The 17,827-nt window shown below is 64.2% G+C and carries 20 protein-coding genes; 7 read left to right on the plus strand and 13 right to left on the minus strand.

Annotation, left to right across the window (positions count from 1 at the left end; translation table 11 throughout):
• Positions 1–174: 174 nt before the first annotated feature.
• The 9 genes from hisH to AC6I6X_RS19100 form a co-directional block, all read right to left on the minus strand.
• The gene (gene hisH, locus AC6I6X_RS19060; RefSeq protein ID WP_497932138.1) at positions 175–837 is read right to left on the minus strand and encodes an imidazole glycerol phosphate synthase subunit HisH; all 663 of its coding nucleotides are present in this window, start codon (positions 835–837) and stop codon (positions 175–177) included.
• A gap of 120 nt (positions 838–957) precedes the next feature.
• Positions 958–1,722, minus strand: coding sequence for an ABC transporter ATP-binding protein (locus tag AC6I6X_RS19065; protein WP_497932139.1), 765 nt, complete (start codon positions 1,720–1,722; stop codon positions 958–960).
• Positions 1,713–2,555, minus strand: coding sequence for an ABC transporter permease (locus AC6I6X_RS19070; RefSeq protein ID WP_497932140.1), 843 nt, complete (start codon positions 2,553–2,555; stop codon positions 1,713–1,715). The genes AC6I6X_RS19065 and AC6I6X_RS19070 overlap by 10 nt, the downstream gene beginning before the upstream one ends.
• 41 nt (positions 2,556–2,596) lie before the next feature.
• Positions 2,597–3,610, minus strand: a complete 1,014-nt coding sequence (locus AC6I6X_RS19075) for an ABC transporter substrate-binding protein (RefSeq protein ID WP_497932141.1) — start codon at positions 3,608–3,610, stop codon at positions 2,597–2,599.
• 218 nt (positions 3,611–3,828) lie between these two features.
• Entirely contained in the window at positions 3,829–4,431 is a 603-nt protein-coding gene (locus AC6I6X_RS19080) for a uracil-DNA glycosylase (RefSeq protein WP_497932142.1), read from the minus strand.
• Positions 4,432–5,222: 791 nt separating this feature from the next.
• The gene (locus AC6I6X_RS19085; RefSeq protein WP_310905238.1) at positions 5,223–5,540 is read right to left on the minus strand and encodes a nickel-binding protein; all 318 of its coding nucleotides are present in this window, start codon (positions 5,538–5,540) and stop codon (positions 5,223–5,225) included.
• Positions 5,541–6,022: 482 nt separating this feature from the next.
• Positions 6,023–6,499 carry a hypothetical protein gene (locus tag AC6I6X_RS19090; protein ID WP_497932143.1) on the minus strand — a complete coding sequence of 159 codons (477 nt, stop codon included), beginning with the start codon at positions 6,497–6,499 and terminating at the stop codon, positions 6,023–6,025.
• Between the two features lie 303 nt (positions 6,500–6,802).
• Complete coding sequence (locus tag AC6I6X_RS19095; RefSeq protein WP_497932144.1) at positions 6,803–7,261, minus strand: NUDIX hydrolase; 459 nt, start codon at positions 7,259–7,261, stop codon at positions 6,803–6,805.
• Positions 7,262–7,374: 113 nt separating this feature from the next.
• Positions 7,375–8,361: a bile acid:sodium symporter family protein gene (locus AC6I6X_RS19100; protein ID WP_497932145.1), complete on the minus strand. Its 987-nt coding sequence runs from the start codon at positions 8,359–8,361 to the stop codon at positions 7,375–7,377.
• A 206-nt stretch (positions 8,362–8,567) separates the two neighbouring features.
• Between AC6I6X_RS19100 and AC6I6X_RS19105 the strand changes: the two genes are divergently transcribed.
• A complete protein-coding gene (locus AC6I6X_RS19105) occupies positions 8,568–8,795 on the plus strand; it encodes an NAD-dependent epimerase/dehydratase family protein (RefSeq protein ID WP_497932146.1) in 228 nt (75 codons plus the stop codon).
• The gene (locus AC6I6X_RS19110; RefSeq protein WP_497932147.1) at positions 8,728–9,348 is read left to right on the plus strand and encodes an SDR family oxidoreductase; all 621 of its coding nucleotides are present in this window, start codon (positions 8,728–8,730) and stop codon (positions 9,346–9,348) included. The genes AC6I6X_RS19105 and AC6I6X_RS19110 overlap by 68 nt, the downstream gene beginning before the upstream one ends.
• Positions 9,349–9,433: 85 nt before the next feature.
• On the opposite strand, the gene AC6I6X_RS19115 is transcribed toward AC6I6X_RS19110, so the two are convergent.
• Positions 9,434–10,489: an aldo/keto reductase gene (locus AC6I6X_RS19115; RefSeq protein ID WP_497932148.1), complete on the minus strand. Its 1,056-nt coding sequence runs from the start codon at positions 10,487–10,489 to the stop codon at positions 9,434–9,436.
• Between the two features lie 448 nt (positions 10,490–10,937).
• Here AC6I6X_RS19115 and AC6I6X_RS19120 point away from each other — a divergent pair, with 448 nt between their 5' ends.
• The 3 genes from AC6I6X_RS19120 to AC6I6X_RS19130 all read left to right on the plus strand — a co-directional run bounded on the left by AC6I6X_RS19120 (position 10,938) and on the right by AC6I6X_RS19130 (position 12,799).
• Positions 10,938–11,837 (plus strand): acyltransferase, encoded by a 900-nt coding sequence (locus AC6I6X_RS19120; protein ID WP_497932149.1) that lies wholly within the window; start codon positions 10,938–10,940, stop codon positions 11,835–11,837.
• A gap of 140 nt (positions 11,838–11,977) precedes the next feature.
• A complete protein-coding gene (locus AC6I6X_RS19125; RefSeq protein WP_497932150.1) occupies positions 11,978–12,301 on the plus strand; it encodes a DUF7577 domain-containing protein in 324 nt (107 codons plus the stop codon).
• Positions 12,302–12,469: 168 nt separating this feature from the next.
• Positions 12,470–12,799, plus strand: a complete 330-nt coding sequence (locus tag AC6I6X_RS19130; RefSeq protein WP_497932151.1) for a HalOD1 output domain-containing protein — start codon at positions 12,470–12,472, stop codon at positions 12,797–12,799.
• Between the two features lie 21 nt (positions 12,800–12,820).
• On the opposite strand, the gene AC6I6X_RS19135 is transcribed toward AC6I6X_RS19130, so the two are convergent.
• Positions 12,821–13,567, minus strand: coding sequence for a TraB/GumN family protein (locus AC6I6X_RS19135; RefSeq protein ID WP_497932152.1), 747 nt, complete (start codon positions 13,565–13,567; stop codon positions 12,821–12,823).
• Between the two features lie 284 nt (positions 13,568–13,851).
• On the opposite strand from AC6I6X_RS19135, the gene AC6I6X_RS19140 reads away from it, so the two are divergent.
• Entirely contained in the window at positions 13,852–14,097 is a 246-nt protein-coding gene (locus AC6I6X_RS19140) for a DUF8593 domain-containing protein (protein ID WP_497932153.1), read from the plus strand.
• A 124-nt stretch (positions 14,098–14,221) separates the two neighbouring features.
• Here the strand turns inward: AC6I6X_RS19140 and AC6I6X_RS19145 are convergent, their stop codons facing one another.
• Positions 14,222–14,980, minus strand: a complete 759-nt coding sequence (locus tag AC6I6X_RS19145) for a helix-turn-helix transcriptional regulator (protein ID WP_497932154.1) — start codon at positions 14,978–14,980, stop codon at positions 14,222–14,224.
• Positions 14,981–15,240: 260 nt separating this feature from the next.
• Positions 15,241–16,500 carry a peptide chain release factor aRF-1 gene (prf1, locus tag AC6I6X_RS19150; protein ID WP_497932155.1) on the minus strand — a complete coding sequence of 420 codons (1,260 nt, stop codon included), beginning with the start codon at positions 16,498–16,500 and terminating at the stop codon, positions 15,241–15,243.
• 209 nt (positions 16,501–16,709) lie between these two features.
• Between prf1 and minD the strand changes: the two genes are divergently transcribed.
• On the plus strand, positions 16,710–17,600 hold the full coding sequence (gene minD, locus AC6I6X_RS19155) for a cell division ATPase MinD (RefSeq protein ID WP_497932156.1): 891 nt from the start codon (positions 16,710–16,712) through the stop codon (positions 17,598–17,600).
• Positions 17,601–17,827: the final 227 nt, after the last annotated feature.

Genomic DNA, 17,827 nt, shown 5'->3' on the forward strand with positions numbered 1-17,827 from the left:
TTGATTTCCACCCCAGGGTGCCGCCGTATCGGAGGTCACACACCCCGTGGTGGCGCTCTAAAAGTGTGGTGGCGTGTGTCGACTCGAAACGGTGGTCGATCGGAGAGCATCCGGGTCCGTCACATCGCCACAGAACACGGGACGGACGACAGAAAACGAGCGCTCGCGCGGCACCTACTCGGCGGCGCAGATTTCGACGAAGTTCCGCAGAATCCGCAGTCCCGTCTCGCCGCTCTTTTCAGGGTGGAACTGCGTCCCGAAGACGGTGCCGTCCTCGCTGGCGACGATCGAAGGGAACTCGATCTCGTAATCGGTGGTCGCGACGGTTGCGATTTCGTCGTCCGGTACCGCGTAGTAGGAGTGGACGAAGTAGGCGTACTCGCCATCCACGCCCTCGACCAGGGGGTGATCGCGTTCGACGGAGAGTTCGTTCCAGCCCATGTGCGGGACCTTCTGGCCCTCCGCGAAGCGGACGTTGGTGCCGGGGATCAGGTCGAGGCCCTGGACTGCGGACTCGCCGTCGGTCTCGCCTTCCTCGCTCGTGGTGAGGAGCATCTGCATCCCGAGACAGATGCCGAAAAGCGGCGTGCCGGCCTCGGCGACCTCGAGGAGATCCTCGCGGAGCGGGTCGGCGTTCTCGACGCCCTCGCGGAACGCGCCGACGCCGGGGAGAACGACGCCGTCGGCCGCGTGGAAGGCTTCGGGATCGTCGGTGATCTCGACGTCGGCCCCCGCACGCTCCAGTCCGCGGGTGACGCTGCGCAGGTTGCCCAGGCCGTAGTCGACGACGACCACGGAGGCGAGCGACTGTTCCTGTGCGGACGAGACGGAGCTCATACCCGTACTCGGCGTGGCGCGTTGAAGTGTATTGCCTTTCGAGCAATCGGCTGCGGACGGAGCGACGAACGGAACGAGCGCGGAGCGTTCGGGCGCGAGAGCGCTACGGTGCGAGAGCGTTCAGGCGCGAATGAGATCGAGCACGCGCTCGTAGTACTCGCCGAACGCCTCGTCGGCGCGCGATCGGGGCCGGGGCAGATCGACTTCGACGATTTCGCGGACGCGACCCGGATCGTCCGCCATCACGACGATCCGATCCGCGAGTTTCACGGCTTCTTCGACGTCGTGGGTGACGAACAGGACGGTTTTACCTGTCTGGGTCCAGATATCGAGGAGTTCGGTCTGGAGCATCGCCTTCGTCTGTGCGTCGACGGCACCGAACGGTTCGTCCATCAGGAGGAGCGCGGGATCGACGGCCAGCGCCCGCGCGAGCGCGACGCGTTGTTTCATCCCGCCGGAGAGCGCCTTCGGGTAACTGTCCTCGAACCCGTCCAGGCCGACGAGGTCGACGAGATGCTGGACGCGCCGGTCCCGTACGTCCGACGAGACGTCCGTCTGCTCGAGTCCGAAGGCGACGTTCCCCCTGACGGTCCGCCACGGGAACAGGTGGTACTCCTGGAACACGATCCCCATGTCGGGGTTCGGATCCCTGACCGGCGTCCCGTCGAGGAAGACGGTTCCCGACGTCGGCGACTCGAGGCCGGCGACGACGCGAAACAGCGTCGTCTTGCCGGAACCGGAGGGGCCGACGAGACAGACGAACTCCCCGGGTTCGACCTCGAACGAGACGTCCGACAGCGCCTGAACCGGTCCCTGTTCGCTCTCGTACCGCTTCCCGACATCGTCGATCCGGACGCGGGACGCGTCGATGTCGTCTACCGCCACGAAAGAACCCTCCGTTGGGCCGCGCGGAACGCGGTATCGACGACGAGGAAGACGAGACTCAACACGAGGATGTACGTGATCACTACGTCGACCTGCAGGTTGTTCGACGCGCGCAGGATTTCCCGGCCGATCCCGGGAACGCCGAAGAGTTCGGCGGCGACGACGAGCATCCACGATCGGCCGATCCCGGTCCGAACGCCGGTCAGGATCTCCGGCGACGCGGCCGGCACGACCACCGATCGGACGAGCGCGAGGTCGCCCTGGACGCCGAGGCTCCGCGCGACGTCGAGCAGGTCGTCCGACACCCCCTCGACGGCGCCGTAGGCGGCGTAGAAGTTGATCCAGAACGCACCGACGGCGATGATGAACGCCGCGCCGGCGTGGTTGATGCCGAACCACGCGATCGCGAAGCCGACCAGCGCGAGCGGCGGCACCGGCCGGAGCACGCGAACGACCGGCGACGAGACGTCGTCGAGGACCGAACTCCACGCCAGTGCGATGCCGACGCCGATTCCGAGGCCCGTCCCGACGACGGCACCCGGGAGCCAGTGGCGGACGCTCTGTCCCAGCGCGGCGGTCAGGTCACCGCTCGCGGCCTCGGCGGCGAACGTCTCGGCGACGGCGATCGGCGACGGCAGGACGTACGACGGCTGAACGAGCGACCCGAGCCACCAGAGCGCGACGAACGCGGCCACTCCCCCCGCACCGAACAGGAGTCGTCGGCGGTCGATCGCCACGAACGGGAGGCCGCGCTCCGCGTTCGACCGATCGGCGTCCTGCGAAACCTCGGCCTCGTTCGAAACGTCGGTTCCCTGTGTTACGTCGGTTGCCATCGGTCGTCACTCTCCGTTCTCATAGCTCTCCGTCGTCATGGTTAGCGATCGTCGTAGGGGCCGTAGTCGAAGATACTCTCGATCGACAGTTCCTCGTCGATCTGGCCGTTCTCGTGTGCGAACGACGCGAAGATTTCCGTCCCGTTCTCGATCTCGCGGGGATCGGTGACGAAGTTCGCGAGCGGCCCGTCGAGGGCCTGCCGGGCCTGCTCGGCCGGCATCCCGATCCCCTCCTCGACGATGTCGGCCGTCTCGGCCGGGTTCTCGTGGACGAACTCCGTCGCGCGAACGTGTTGATCGAGGAACTGCGAGGCGACCTCGGAGTCGCGCACCTCGTCGGTCATCAGCGTGACGGCGGCCGGCTGTCCGGGCATGATTTCGGCGGACGTCCGGAACGTCTGGATCGGAAGCCCCTCCGTTTCGGCGCGAGTTGGTACCGGTTCCATGATCGAGGTGCCGTCGATTTCGTCGTTCGCGATCGCCTGGAACACCGCGTTCGCGCCCCCGATTTCGGTAATCTCGACGGCCTCGTCGGGGTCGACGCCGGCCTCCTCGCGGAGCCAGTAGCGAAGCAGAACGTCGGGGACCGATCCCTGTGGGAACGTGCCGAATCGGAACTTCTCCCCGCGCTCGTCCTCCCAGACCTCGAAGGCGTCGGCCCCGTGGTCGTCCCACAGCGCCCGGAACTCCTCGTGGGCCATGATCGCCATCGGCTCCTTGATGTTCGTCGCAGTCACCCGCGCGGGAATCCCGCGGTCGATGACGATCATCGCCGGCACGATGCCGAACATCGCGACGTCGATCTCGCCGCCGCCGAACGCCTGGACGATCGCCGGCCCGTCGGTGAACTCCTTGCTGTCGATCTCGGCGTCGAGGTCCGAAAGGTAGCCTTCGGACTCCATTACAAAGTATTGCAGATCGGGGAAGATCGGCATGTGCGCGACCGTGAGTTCGTCCGATCGGCTGGCGAAGCAGCCGGCGACGGCCGCCGTTCCGACAGCGCTCGTTCCCGCGAGATACCCCCGTCGTGAGAGAGAAATCGAGTCGTCAGTCACTACCCTCACTCGGGCCGACGGCTACTTTCCCGGTTTGGTCACGGTAAGTACGACCAGCAGTCACGACACCGTCGAGACGGTCTCGCTCCCGAAAACGCGGTACCGCCCCGTCCTGCTGGCTCGACGGACGTTCCAGTCGCGTCATACATATCGGCAATAGTTTCCGGGTCGAACCGGGAATCGGGCCGAGATCCGGGCCGCTCGCGTCCCCGTCGCGCTCAAAACCCGTCGAGTCGGGTCTGTCCGCTCCCGTTGTCGCTGCCGTCGACGCCAGCGAGTTCCGCCGCCCGCTGGAGGGTCGTCCCGAAGGTCTCCTCCTGGCTCCGATCGTACAGCGTCGCCGCCGGGTGGACGCAGATCAACACGCGCCGCGGCGTCCCCTCGATCCGGACGTCGACGACGTCGCCGGCCTCCTTGGTCACCGCGACCGATCGATCGAGCAGGTGTTCGCTGGGCACCTTCCCCAGCGTGACGATCACGTCCGGATCGAGCAGGTCGATCTCCCGATCCAGGTACTCCCGGCAGTTCTCGAGTTCCTCGGTCGTCGGGTCGCGGTTCTCGGGCGGCCGACACCGAACGCAGTTCGTGATACGAACGGTCTCTCGATCGAGGCCGACGGCCCGCAACTGGTCGTCCAGAACGGTACCGCTCCGGCCGACGAACGGTTCGCCCTGCTCGTCCTCGTTCGCACCCGGCCCTTCGCCGACGAACAGGACGTCGGCGTCGTCGGGACCGGTGCCGTTGACGATCCGACTCCGGCAGTCGACGAGGTCCGGACACCGGGTGCAGGCGGTGACCCGGAGATCTTCCATCTCTCCCATGGCCGGCAGGACACGCGGCCACCTCCTACCTCTTTCGAGTCGCGGCAGTCGCGATGCAATCTACTTCGGACGCGATCGCTGGAGAGTCCGGCGGGTCCGGTTGACGCCGATCGAGCCGTGCTGAACTCATAGCGCGAATGCCGCACGAGATTCGACTCGATTTGCGACGGTGGTGATCGCTCAGTACAGATGATGAGTTCAGCGCGGCGTCGTCGTTTCTATCAGCTATTCTGTGTGAGGGTCACACCCCGGTTATATGTTGCTGGTATGAGTATCGATATACATGTCTCACGTCCCAGAACGCCCAGAAAAGTACGTTTGCACGAACTGTCAGACGATGCACGCCGGGACGGTCTCCGCACGAACCGATAGCGGTCCCCAGTACGATCCACCGGCGAAGTGTGGCTGTTGCGGGGAAACGGAACTGGTCACTGAAGAGAACTGGCCACATTTCAAGCGATAACTTTTCTCTTCTTCTCTCGATACGAGTCAACGAACATCAGTAGCTCCTGACAGAAGTGCCGACGACAGTTCGCACGTGTAGTGAACGCATGGTTCACCAGTTTCGGCGTGAAACAAACAAAGTTGTCATGCAAAAGACATCCTCTGTATCTCGCAGACATCTCTTGACAGCAGTTCGGTAGTTCACAAAGCCTCTGCTGAATAGATAACGCGAATGTTGCACGTCCCAGTACCGGATTCAAGGATCGCCCGATTCGATCAGTACAGAACAAGTATCCATGGCCCAGTTTCTCAAATAATGTTTTGTTCTTTCGCTTGTAACCGGCGCTTCAGGCCGATTTCGACGTGCCGACAGTCTTTGGGGCCAGCCCAGCATGCGGGGGGCCGACCACGAAGATATCGCTCACAGCAAGACCGGCCCGCTCACTGTGTTCGCGGAGCGTCGCTTCAGAGTCTGCGTCGTACCGACACATTGTCGCCCCGATTGATCCATCCTCCTTGAGAAACGTTTGGGAACCGAGATACGACATCGGCACGCCCCCGCTTCGGAGTTCTTCAATGGCTTCGCCCGAGCTTTCAACCGCCTGCTCCAACTGCTCCCTTGTGATTCCCGCATCGAACTCCCGCAATACGTCGTAGTTAGTCATGGTATTTCCTGAGAAGGAACAGTACACTGTTCGAGTTCTCACTGCTAGTAGGTTCCCAGGCCTTATAAAGGGCTTTATAAATCTTTCGGGTTTCTTTATATTGACTCGACTGTTGTAGCGGCCCTCCAACCCGTGGGGATGTTGCTCGGAACGTCTCGGAGAGTCCACTCCGATTCATCAAAAGTCCTATACACTTATAATGGATCCATACGGGTAGGGGGCGGATGGTTCACTGTTATCGGTTTGAAACAAACGGGGTTACCGTACTGCACTAACCCTCTGTATCTTGCACGCCCATTCAGTTAGCTGCTGGATAGATCGAACGAAGCGTACGAGATACACAGCGTGAATGTCGCACGAGATTCGGCTCGATTTGCGAAGATAGCGATCGCTCAGTACAGGGGATGGAACGCCCCGGTCTGTGAGCTGTTACTTTGTCAGTGGAAGGCCCGGACAAAATGTAGACGCAGGGTAGGAACGTGCTATCGATTCGCTTCGCTCCTAACGGTACTGCCGATTACGAGTGCAGCGCCGATGATGACGAGGTTCTTGATGATGTACTGTCCCTCGACAGTTAGGGCGTACGGAGCGGTCGTGTAGACAACCTCTGGGAGGAGAACGAGCGGGAGAAAGGTGCCGGGGAGCTGAAGAAACAACAAGAAAATGCCGACGCGAATCAGCGGTCGGTACAACAGACAGATGCCGATGAGCACTTCCCAAACGCCAAGCACGGGAACAAACACCTCCGGAGAGACAACGTATACGGTCGCCGCAACAAGGTCTGCCGCCGGACTGATTTCGAACACTTTCAACGCACCAAACCAGATGAACACGACCGCAAGGGAGACGCGAAGTATCGGAATGCTCCACTGTTTCATCGCCGAGGCGATCCGCATGTCTAGTTCGTCGAACCGCCGCTTGTACGCCTGCAGCCGCTCAGTGTCGATTCGATCCGTCATTACATCGTGTGCAGATCCCAGCAAGGAAACACCTGTCCCCTTCGATTGTTATCAATACCACGTGTCATCGATCGAGGGCTACCTACCACCGCTCCGACTTGCCAGAGGGGGTCGCTGTTTCTCGCACGGCGGTGAGAATATCTGACGGCACTGACAAATTGATCAACAGTACGTTCGCAGGTCTGAAAAACGTCTGCATCGCTCCGTTCTACGTGAAGCAAACGAATCTACCGCGCTGAACTCGTCCTCTGTACTCGGTGCGCGATTCCTATCAATTGAAGGGGTTCAACAAGGCCCATCGGGTCAGTCCGCGGCCTGCGGCGCATCGCCCGCTCGATCGGCGCTCGGGAGGAGCGAGACGTAGTCGTCCAGATCGAGCGCGAACTCGCGGGCGGTCGCCGGATCGACCCAGTACAGGTCGAACTCGGCCCCGTGCTCCGCGCCGCCGTCCGTGACGGTGTGGGTCCACCGATCGCGGGGTTCGTGAACTCGCGCGTGGAAGAAGTGGCGGACGTACCGTCTGGGTGGCGATCGACGGCGGGTCCAGACGTCCGTCGCGAGGTGCCGCGTTCCGCTCAGGGTTCCGAGGCCGCTTTCTTCCATCACTTCCCGGAACAGGGCCTCCCGCGGCGACTCGCCGGGTTCGAGGGTCCCTTTTGGGATCTGTAGCCCGTCGTGACCCGGCCCCTCGAACACCAGGAGTTCGCCCGGGGCGCGGGTGATGTACGCGCAGGCTTTCTGGACGTACGTCACGTCAGTCATGATAACTCGTAACATACTATCGCGGTACAAAAGCGTATCTGCGGGAGACCTAGAGGAAACTAAGGAGCTACAGGGGCTGACAGAGCCGCGATGATCTCCGGGCGGCGAGGCCGTCAGTCCGAGGCCACGGCCGGCTCGTACTCGGTGACGGGTTCGCCGTCGATCCGGGTGAAAAACGTCGCGAGCGCCGGTCCGGACACGTTGTGCCAGACGCTGAACAGCGCCGGAATCAACGCGGCGGCCGGCTCGAAGAACGCCACCGCGAGCGCCACGGCCAGCCCGCTGTTCTGGAGTCCGACCTCGAACGCGCAGGCCCGGGCCCGGTCTTCGCGCATTCCCGTGAGCTGTCCGATCCCGTATCCCGCGCCCAGTCCGAGTCCGTTGTGCAGGACGACGGCGAGGAAGACGATCGCGCTCGCGGTACGGATGTTCTCGACGTTGAGCCCCACGACCGCCGCGACGATGGCGACGATGGCGATCACGCTGATCGCCGGGAAGATCGACAGCCCGAGTTCGGCGACCCTCGGGGCCTTCCTGTCGAGCACGTAGCGAAGGACCAGGCCCGCGACGACGGGTACCAGGACGATCTGGACGATCGAACTGGCCATCTCCCCGAACGTGACGGTGATCGATTCACCCGCCAGCAGGACGACCCACGCCGGCATCAGGAGCGGCGCGACGACCGTCGTCAGCGACGTGATCGTCACCGACAGAGCGACGTCGCCCCGACCGAGGTAGGTCATCACGTTCGACGCGGTGCCGCCCGGCGCCGCGCCGACGAGGATCAGGCCGATGCCGATTTCCCAGGGGAGTCCGAGCGCGGCGGCGAGCACGTAGGCGAGCAGCGGCATGACGAGCCACTGGGCCATCGCACCGATCAGGACGTCTCGGGGTCGTTCGACGATCCGTCGGAAGTCCGCCGGCGTCAGCGTTAATCCCATCCCGAGCATGATGATCCCCAGAAGCGGCGTGATGTAGTCCGCGATCGGGGTGAACGCGCCGGGCGTGTAGAGTGCGATTCCCGAGGCGATCAACACCCAGACGACGAAGTATTTGCTCGTAACCTGTCCGACCTGCTCTAGTTTCGTTGATACACTCATTCGATATCACTAATGTTCGTCGTACACAGTCACTCGTCGGTGGGTATCACGTAATATTGACTCTATTGGCGAACATCACCTCTAATCTTATCTACTATCTCCGTCGATCGCTCCTCGAACGCGGTGGTCGCGGTAGATTCAGAAAGCGCAGGTCCACGACCCGTATCCTAGACGATTTGACACTGGAGCACGAACGATCGATCGGGATGCCGAACCGAACGCTCCTCACGGGCGCCACCGGGACGCTCGGACGGGCGCTGCGTCCCCGTCTGCAGGACGCGGGGCACGACGTTCGCGCGGCGAGCCGATCGCCGCCGACCGGGAGCGACGCGGCCGATATCGAGTGGGTCGAACTGGATCTCGTCGATGGAACGGGGCTCCGATCGGCCGTCGAGGACGCGGACGTCGTCGTCCACGCGGCCACCGCGGGGTGACAGCGAAGCGGTCGACGTCCGCGGCACCGAACGACTGCTCGCGGCGGCGGCCGACGCCGGCGTCGACAACGTCCTGTACGTCTCGATCGTCGGCGTCGACGAGATCCCGCTTTCGTACTACGAGCACAAACTCGCCGCCGAGCGGGCCGCCGAGGCCAGTGCGGTGCCCTCGACGATCGTCCGCGCGACGCAGTTTCACCCGTTCGTCCGCGAACTGCTCGATACCGTTTCACGCCTCCCCGTGTGGCCGCTCCCGACCGAATTTCGACTCCAGCCGATCGACGTTCGCGAGGCCGCGGATGCGATCGTCGAGCACGCGACGACCAACCCGTCCGGTCGCGTCCCGGCCGTCGGCGGCCCCGAAGTGCGAACCGTCCGTGAACTGGCCGATGCGTACCGCGATGTGAGAGGTCTGCGTCGGCCGATCGTCCGCGTTCCGATTCCCGGTTCGGTCGCATCGGGGGCGGCACTGTGTCCGGACCGAACCGTCGGGACGACCACGTGGGAGGAGTGGTTAGGCGACGGCGAGGCCAAGTCGGCGCGGTCCCGGTGACACCGATCGATTCTTGGGAGGAACAGGCGCAAAACCGCCCTTCAGGGGAGATAACGATCGACCGTCGGTCTCGGTAGCTCTCCGCTCAGTCGGCCGCGAGTTTGTCCAGCCCGGCCGACTGGATGTCCTCGCCGTCGACGGACGATCGCAGCGCGTCCATGCCGTCGTCGCGATCGATCCCGAAGTCGTTCTCGTAGAGGTCGTCGACGCGGGCCAGTTCCTCGTCGGAGAGTTTGGGGACGTCGCTGGCCGCCGCCCACTCGTCGACGTCCGCTTTGGTGCGGAACGTCGGCGTCACGGACGCGACCGGGTCGTGCGAGAGGAGCCACGCGATTGAGGCCTGCCCCATCGTCCGTTCGCCGTCGCGTTCGAGGAATCTGAGCGCTTCGAGCTTCTCCCAGCCCGTCTCGTACCACTCGTCGGGACGGAAGCCGCGGTGGTCGCCCTCGCCCAGTTCCGTCTCGGGGGTGACCTGCTCGTTCAGGATCCCCGAGGAGTGGGGAACGCGAGGGATGAGGCTGGTCGAGGACCCCGTCTCCTCGATCGTCTCGAGGAAGTGGTTGCCCACCTCCTGTTCGAGCACGTTCCAGACCAGCTGGACGGAGTCGAACTCCTCCTCGATCGCGAGGTCGCCCTCGGCGAGCCAGCCGATCGAGGGGCCGAGCGCGAGCCCCGTCGCCTCGATCACGCCCTCCTCCTCGAGTTCGTCGAACAGTTCGAGCACGTCGGGGGTGATCTCGTCGACGTTCGCGTTGTGCAACTGGAGGACGTCGATCGAGTCCATTTCGAGCCGATCGAGGCTCTTCTCGACGGCCTCGCGCAGGTACTCGGGGTCCATCTCCTTGGGGAGTTCGCCGTGGCCGGCCTGCGGGTTGTTGTAGAAGTCGTAGCCGACCTTGGTCGCGATCGTGACTTCGTCGCGAACCTCGGCGAGGGCCTGGCCGATCAACTCCTCGCTCCGGCCGTGGCCGTAGACGTCGCCGGTGTCGAAGTACGTGATCCCCTGGTCGACCGCGTACTGGACCATCTCGATGGCGTCGTCCTCGGACCGATCGCCCCACCAGTCGGTGCCGACGACCCACGCGCCGAAGCCGACTTCGCTGACCTCGACGCCGGAGTCGCCGAGTTCCTGGTATTGCATGGTCGGCCCTTCGTAGCGAGGGGACTTATGGCGTGCGGAACGTCGCCGCGGACTGGGGGACGTTCGACGGAGACGTAACTATTGTTCCGATCGACCAGGAAATTATTACTTCTATATAATAATAGAAATAAGATCCTGGGTGCCGATACAGAGGTGTGGAACAACCAGGCGCATCCGTTACGAGAGGCATGGCGATACTGGCCTTCGTCGATTGACGTCGCACGCGGTTCACTCTCCCATACACACGTGATCGTCCCATACGCACGTGATCGATTGGTACGATACAGTTCTCACCGTGATGGTGTCGTACGGATCGCCGTTCGACGAGAAGGATTCGGGATCATCGATGGACTCCGTATCCGGTAACCCGCGTGCCACTTGCTAGGGGGATCGGCAAAGCGAACGCACAACCGAACCCCTATGAGTGCCGCGAGCAATACCTCGGGATATGACAAAGCGGTACGTCTCGCTCCCCGACGAGGCGGAGGCGGGCATGCGCGAGTTCATCGACGAGGTCGACGAGCGACTGTCGAGCGACGAGGACACCTGCGACGTCGTCGAGGACGTGCTGATCGACCTCTCGGGCGATCGGGAGGCCTACGAGCGCTGGCAGGCCGGCGGGGACGTCTCGACGGCCGAGCGCGTCCGACTGCAGAGCTACGATCCGTGTAACACGACCCTGGAGAGCGAGTACTACGCCGAGAAGGACGAGGAACGGTTCCGCCGCTCCAAGCACCTCCAGTGGCTCTGGCGACAGTTCGACAGTCTGCCGCTCGCGGACAACGTCGAGTTCGCGCTCCGATTCCGGCGGATGCTCGCGGATCACCTCTTCGAGGAGTGTGGCGACGACTGCCGCTTCTTCAAGGGGATCACCTTCACCTACGGCCACAACATCACGATCGGCGACAACACGGTCGTCCACGACGACGTCCACCTCGACGACCGCGGCAAACTGACGATCGGCGATCGGGTGTCGATCTCCGACGGCGTCCACGTCTACAGCCACGACCACGACGTCGTCGACCAGACCGAGGTGCGCAACTACCACACGATCGTCGAGGACGACGTGCGCCTCACCTACGACTCGATGGTGCGCGCGGGGAACAAAGTCGGCGAGAACGCCATCGTCGGAGCGCGCGGCGTCGTCCAGCACGACATCCCCGCACACCACATCGCGGTCGGGATGCCCGCCAAGAGCGTCAAGATCAAGCCCGGCTGGGAGTCGGTCGCGACGCCCGTCGAGGACGCCGGGATCAACCGACAGGAACAACGACACCTCGAGTACGACCTGCCGAACGATCTCGAGGTGTTCGACGAATTCCGGCGCGACCTGGAACCGCCCCGATAGCGCACGTACGGACCGGAACGCGTCGGGTTCCAACGGGGGTGGTCGGACCGTCCGGAACGACTGTCGTTCTCCGTCGATCGACTGTCATCGCCTCGTGAGGCAGGGAATACCCAAGTGGGTTGAGAACGTATGTCACGACGATGGAGCTCTGGGGCTGGCTCGTCGGCTACGTGGTGCTGTTCGCCCTGCTTCACCTGTTACTGTACTACGTCTACGTCCGCCGCGCGGACGGTGAGAACGCCGGGTCGCCGTCGCTCGCCGACCCAAATCGGGCGAGTTCACGCTCTTCGCCCGGGGCCGATCGGTACCCCCGTGCGCCGGAAGACACCAACGACCCGGACGACGTGGCGCGGACCCCGGAGTTCGATGGCGAGACGGTCCGGTGTCCACACTGCGGCGCACGAAACGCGGCCGACCAGACCTTCACGTACTGCTGGAACTGCATCTCGGCGCTTCGCCAGTGACCGTTGCGTGCCGCCTGACAGTGTGCCCCGGTCCCGCCGTGACCGATCGGGAGCGGTGACGGTCTCGAAATCCGGCATAAATCGGGAGTAGAGCCGCCGTTCTGGCAGGTAATCGACGATTACGCTTTTATCCCTCGAGGAACGACTGGGTGGCGAAGACGACCAGGTATGTCCGGACACAGACCCCCCGCATCCCACTCTCGCCCTCCATCGGTGTATCGCGCCGTTCACGATCCCGACGGCTCCGCCGCGCTCAGCACGACCGTGATTCACGCACTGGCCGACTGCATGGGCGTCGACGTCACTGACTGCCGGTTCTCGCTGTACGACGCCGTCGATCCCGACGCGCTCGACGCGCTCTTTCGGCCGCGGCACGACGGCACGCCGCGGACGGGTGGCCGACTCTCGTTCGTCGTCGACGGCCACTACGTTACGGTCACGAGCGCCGGAGAAATCCTGATCGAACCGCCCGAAACGGACCGGTACGCGCCTCGCTGAGTGGCACTTCGTGATCGTTTGCTACGCGTTCGTTCCGTCGAGCGCCGCCTCGAGCGTCTCGAGGTGATCCACGCCGACGACCGCGACGACCTCGCCGGTCGATCGGACGTCCGCGAGCCGATCGATCATACAGCGTTCGCGCGTCTCGTCCCGGTAGGCGAGTGCGCTGCCGCCGGTATCGACGCTCCCGAGCAGTGCCTGGATGCCGGCGACGTGCGATCGCTCGTGGGCCGCCTGTTCGGCCGGCGGATCGGTGTGGGCGCACTCGTACTCGATCGGGTCGTCGCAGGCGACGGTCATCGAGGTCGCGTGGGTCAACGACGCCGCGATTCGGCAGGTCAGCGCCGATCGGGTCGCCCCGCCGACGCTCGAGATGACCCGCCGGGCCGTCGTCGCCGGGACGCGGTCGGCGACGAGGCGCGCGACGAGTCGTCGCAGGAACGACCAGTTGGGCGCGTCGATGCCGACCACTTCGGCGTCGGTCGCGCGGATCGCCGCGCTCATCTCGCCGCCGAAGCGGGGTGGATCGCCGCCGTCGCCGTCGCGGGCGTAGGCGCGGTACAGCGGGAGCGCCGCGGGCGGCAACTCGAGCGCGAGGAGGTCGGGATCGACCGTCTCGAGGACGCGTTCGACCCGGGCGACGCTCGCGGGGTGGTCGTGGACGACGCCGACGAGGTGGAGGTCGGTCGATCCGGGGACCCGCCGATAGAACTGCGGGGTGACCCGCGGATCGTCGATCGAAGCGGGGATGGACTGGGACTCGCCCATTGATCGAATAGTAATACGCGACTAGCGGCATAACCCTTCTGTTGTGGCTGGACAGGATCGCGTTGACCTGTGACCTGCCGACGGCGTGGACGCTAATCGTCCGTTACTAACCGCGTCGGCGGAAACGAGACCCTGTCCCGGGGAAACGATTTCGGCCGTTTATTGGCTCGAGATCCCTGTTCCCGCCAGACCGGTCACGGCCCTCGATCGGCCGACCGCCGATCGGTGCCGCCCCGACGTGGGTGCGGAGTCCCTGCGGGGCCCCACGATCGACCGGGACCAGCATGACACGAGAGCGCCTCACGAAAGCCGACGAAGGAAAACGCGTCCTGAACACGGACGGGACCGAGGTCGGTCGCATCGTCGCGGTCGAGGAGGGCCGGGGGTACGTCGACCCCGATCCGACGATCGTCGACACCGTCAAAGCCAAACTCGGGTGGGCTGACGCCGGTGACGACGCGCATCCGCTCGACGAAGGAAGCATTCAGGAGATCACCGACGACGAAATCTACCTCAGGGGGACGCTCTGAGCAGTTCGCAGACGCGCGTGATGGGGATCGCGATCGCGGAGTCAGCGACCGCACTGCGATCGCCTCTTGGTGCTTGTGGCCATCTATTCGGTCTGTATAGCCGTTGTGGCCGTCGAACCGGCGATCACTCCGGCGACGACAGATCGGTCGCCCTCGCACGGAATCGGCGATAGACCTCGTCGGCCCACTCGATCGCGTCCCTCGTGTCGTTCTCGATGACCGCCTTGATCTCCGATTCCTGGAGCACGAAGACGAAGACCCGCGACTCGGTCGGGAGGTCGACGATCGTGAGTTCGTAGGGAAGCGAGTCGACCACGTGGAAATCGACGCCCCCGTCGACGACCACGTCGTGTACCTGGCCGGGATACTCCGCACAGATGAACTCCGCGAGGTCGTTGGTCACGAGCAACTCCGCGTCGAGGGTGCCGTCGATCGTTCGCTCGTACAGTCGCTGTCGAAGCTGCGGGAGGCGTTCCGCGGTGGTACTGGCACGTATCCGATCGGCCTGGTCGAGGTACCAGGCGAGTTGCTGGAGCGGCTCGTTCGGCGCGTGTTGAGGCGGCTCCGTCACGTCGGCGCCGTCGAGAAGCGCCGTCGACATCGGCGCGTCCCGAGGGATCTCTCGCAGGACGGGGCTGACCTCGCCGATCGATTCGAAGACGCTGACGCTGCGGCGATGCTCCGAGAGTGCCAGTCGACCCGCTGCCGTCAGTCGATAGACACCGTCGTCTCGCCGGATGAACTCGAGCCACTCGAGTTCGCGGACCGCCCGATCGATCGTCGACCGCGAACACTCGAGGTGGTCGACGAGTTCTCGCTTGCCACGTGGCTCGTCCGCGAGCGACGAGAGGAGGTCCCGTCGGCGCGTGACGGTTTCGAGCACGTCCAGGCTTGGACTCGGGGAACGCATCGAAACTACTTCCCTACACTACCCCTCCGCGAATAAAAGTTCGGCGGCCAGCCGGCCGTTCGCGACGATGGACGGCCGATCGGCGGAGAAGATCACCGTCTCGTACTACTCACTGGATCCGGTGCGGGAGGGCGTCGTCTCGCCCGATCCATCGTCGCCGTCACGGTCCGAGCGCGCTGGCGTGGATGGTCCCACCGTCGCCCGTTGGCACCCGTCTCCTCCTACGGGACCGTCTAGACGCCGGTACTGTACCGCAGAATGCCCGCGAATCCGCCGAATGCGTTGTAGAGTTGTTCGCCCTTCTCGAAGTCGGTCGAGATGAACTTGGTCTCGGTGCCGCGCTGTTCGGCGATCTCGATGAGGTGGTCGATCGCGTCCTCCCGGTCGTCCTCGGTCGCCTCGACCTCGGTGCCACACTCGGTACACTCGTGAGTCGGCGTCGACTTCCGGCGATCGAACACCTCGCGATCGGTGTTACCGCATTCGGGACACTCGTAGGTGACGACGTCCTTCCGGAGGTCCTCGCTGATCAGCAGACGGTCGACCGCGCCCATCATCAGGTTCTTGCGTGTCTGCTCGAACCCGTAGGTCGCGAGGTCGCCGGCGTTGAGTTCCTTGAAGAACTCCTCCATCTGCTGTTTGTCCTTCATCACCTCGGCGTCGGCCAGCGCGTCTTCGGCGTTGTCGACGAGGTCTTTCAGGCCGGATTCGTCGGTGTAGGCGACGTCGAACTTGCCGATGACGTTGTCCTGGATCTCGTGGTGGAGGTAGTCGCCGTCTAAGAACTCGTCTTTGGTGGGCGAGGGACCGCCGACGAGGATGCCGTCGAGTTCGTGACGCTTGGGGACGAACAGGTCGTTTGCCATCCCCGCGACCTCCTGGTAGAAGTTGTCGATCGCCTCGAGGCGCAGGCGGGCGAACCGCTGGGCGGACTGGCCACCTTTGCGCTGCTTGCCGGGGACGAGCGAGGAGGCGGACTTGACGGGTTCGATGCGTTTCCCTTTCAGCCAGCCGACGTTGGCCTCGCGCCGATCGAGGACGATCAGGCCGTACAGCCCCTTGTCGGCGAGCATGTCCTCCAGGGGCTCGGTCAGGAAGTCCGAGTCGCAGTGATAGCGGAACGATTCGACGGGTTGGGGCGGACTCTCGAGGACTCTGGTGACCATCTCGGTGCGGCCGCCGCTGGTGTCGACGGCACCCGAAAACAGCACCAGTCCGTTCTCCGGCGGGTAGGTGTCGTAGTACCGGAGCCGATCCTTGATGCTCGTCAGCGCGTCCTGGACGGCCGTTCGGGTCTGCTTGGATTTGATGTTGGCCGCTTCGCTGTGTTCCTGGGTGACGTGGGTGACGACGTCGCTGATCTGTCTGTCGTCGGGAACGTAGATCGTCACGAGCTGCGTACCGGAACCGTCGTAATCCTTGAGATCCTCGATAACCTTCCGGAACTCGTATTTCTTCCGGTCGGATTGCTCCTGCTCGCCCTCCTGGCTCATTGGCCGTACAAAACAGTGCTGCGTGTAAGTATCCTTTGACACACCGTGTTCCCTGTCATCGTGAGCCGACCCGTTCGTCCCCGTCGAGCACGGTACCGAGACGGTGCCGACGATACGGAAATCATATGAATTATGACATAGCGTCGCCCCGCCGCGGTGTGGTCACGATTTAAGGTGCTGCCGTGCAACTGTCCGGACAGTACTCGAGTATGTCTCAGGAGACGGTATATGCTATCGCGAGCGGGAAAGGCGGCGTCGGCAAGACGACGACTACGGTCAACCTCGGGACGGCGCTCGCACAGGCGGGCGAGCGCGTCGCGATCGTCGACGCCGACCTGGGGATGGCGAACCTCGCCGGATTCGTCAGCCTCTCTCCCGGCGCGACGACGCTACACGACGTGCTGGCTGGCGACGCATCGATCGACAACGCGACCTATCGGCTGGCGGATAATATCGTCGCCGTTCCCAGCGGAACGGATCTCGACGACTACGCCGAAACCTCCCCCGAAGGCCTTCGGGACGTCGTCTCGGAACTGCGATCGGCGTTCGACTACGTCTTTCTCGACGTCGGTGCCGGCGTCAGCCACGAAACCGTTCTCCCGCTCGGACTGGCCGACGCCGTCTTGCTCGTCTCGACGCCCGAACCCGCGGCCGTTCACGACTCGAAGAAGACCCTCGAGCTGACCGACCGGGCCGGTGGCGAGATTGCCGGCCTCGTCATCACGCGAACCCGGCCGGACAGCGACGTCTCCTACGAGGAAATCGCCGCCCGTCTCGAGGTCCCCCTGTTGGGAACGATTCCGGAGGATCCGTCGGCCCGCGAGAGCGTCTACGCCGGGACGCCCCTGGTCGTCTACGAACCCGACGGCCCCGCCGCGGTGGCCTACCGCCGGCTCGCGGCCGACCTGTCCGGAATCGACGTCCCCGATCGAGCGCCGAGCGGTCGCGACACGGCCGGCGACAGTCGGGCCCGCGGCGGCTCGATCGGGGACGTGGACGTGTCCGTGACCGACCGTGGGTCCGACGATGGATCCGAAGGCCGCGAGGCCGCACAGGACGACGTCTCGAGCGCGATCACGGAAGCCGAGACGGACCCCTGACCCCGCCCCGTCGTACGCTTCGCGTGCGACGGCCGTCCCCCACCGGCGGTCGACTGGTTCGTCGTTCCCTACCCTGACGGTAGATCACGTCTGGAATCGCCGCGTGACGCCGGATAACGGGGTTGCAGGTCGAACGCGGTGACTACCACCCGGCCCGGACACTCACGATCGCCTGACTCCCCGGATAGCGTCTTCGATCGCGAAACCGGGTTTTTCTGGACATAGAT

It is taken from the genome of Halosolutus sp. YCN4 (genome assembly GCF_059736495.1).